Here is a 1,580-nt window from a genome sequence, read left to right on the forward strand (position 1 = left end):
AGATTTCTGCCACACCGTTCAGACGGCCTTGATCATAAAACCGAATGTTCGATTACAGCTCGAAATCGCCCAAATCGTCGGCATTGACTTCCGAATCAATCTGACCAATCAGGTAAGAGGAAATTTCCACTTCCTGCGGCGCAACCTGTACATTGTCAGAAGACAGCCATGCGTTGATCCAAGGAATCGGATTTTGGGTCGCACCTTCAAATCCGGCAGGAAGGCCAACCGCCTGCATACGCAGATTAGTAATGTATTCAACGTATTGAGCCAGAATTTCTTTATTCAGGCCAATCATCGAACCGTCTTTAAACAGATAGGCCGCCCATTCTTTTTCCTGTTCGGCTGCTTTTTTGAAGAGATTGAAACACTCGTCCTGCAATTCATTCGCAATTTCAGCCATTTCAGGATCATCGGCACCGGCACGCATCAGGTTGAGCATATGCTGGGTGCTGGTCAGGTGCAGGGCTTCGTCACGGGCAATCAGCTTGATGATTTTAGCGTTGCCTTCCATCAATTCGCGCTCGGCAAAGGCGAAAGAGCAGGCGAATGAAACGTAGAAGCGGATAGCTTCCAATACATTGACGCACATCAGGCAGAGATAGAGTTTTTTCTTCAACTCGCGCAAAGATACGGTAACAAGCTTGCCGCCGACATTGTGCGAACCTTCGCCCAACAGATTGTAATACTGAGTGTATTCAATCAAATCATCGTAATAGCAGGCAATGTCTTCAGCACGGGCGATGATGTATTTGTTTTGCACAATATCATCGAACACGACTGAAGGATCATTCACGATATTGCGGATGATATGAGTGTAGCTGCGCGAGTGGATGGTTTCGCTGAAGCTCCACGTTTCAATCCACGTTTCCAGCTCGGGAATAGACACTAAAGGCAAGAACGCAACATTCGGACTGCGGCCTTGGATCGAATCGAGCAAGGTTTGGTATTTCAGATTGCTGATGAAAATATGTTTTTCGTGTTCGGGCAGATTGGCGTAGTCAATACGGTCGCGCGACACGTCGATTTCTTCCGGACGCCAGAAAAACGACAGCTGCTTTTCAATTAGTTTTTCAAATACTTCGTATTTCTGCTGGTCATAACGGGCAACATTCACCGGCTGACCAAAAAACATCGGCTCTTTCAGCGCGTCGTTTTTGGTCTTGGAAAAGGTGCTGTATGACATAGTTAAGTGTTCGCAGGACATAGTGGGCTCTTTTTAGATTAACTTAAAATGGTAATATTAATATTGTGAAACTTATCTCTTTTATCTAAAAACATACTTATTAATTATTGAAATCTTTAATATTTTCAATTAATTCAAAACCCTTATTAGCTAACTCTAAAATCCCCGTAAAACAGGTAACTTTTTTTGCAATTTCTCCCATTTTAGAAAGGAGATTCTTACCAGTTTCTGTATTGCTCATGAATTCTTTATATTCATGATTGAAATACATATGACCAACAGTATTTTCTAGGGCTTCGATAATAGCTTCAGAACCAGTAATTGCATATTGATCAATGGATTCAATAAGACGCAAAAGATATTTTAGAATAGAAGACTTAACATTTTCTTCTAT

At 42.2% G+C, this 1,580-nt stretch carries 2 protein-coding genes; both read right to left on the reverse strand.

Annotated elements, in window-relative coordinates; all coding sequences use genetic code 11:
• Positions 1-52: 52 nt before the first annotated feature.
• Positions 53-1,186, reverse strand: a complete 1,134-nt coding sequence (gene nrdB / locus ACTHUE_RS18445; RefSeq protein WP_004520359.1) for a class Ia ribonucleoside-diphosphate reductase subunit beta — start codon at positions 1,184-1,186, stop codon at positions 53-55.
• Between the two features lie 100 nt (positions 1,187-1,286).
• Positions 1,287-1,580: hypothetical protein (locus tag ACTHUE_RS18450; RefSeq protein WP_440424134.1), on the reverse strand; the 294-nt coding region annotated here is incomplete at its 5' end.

This window comes from Neisseria sp. P0021.S005 (assembly GCF_051956955.1).

Excerpts from the sequence above, each read along its gene's own strand:
- nrdB (WP_004520359.1), bottom strand. The coding sequence starts at position 1,186 with ATGTCATACAGCACCTTTTCCAAGACCAAAAACGACGCGCTGAAAGAG.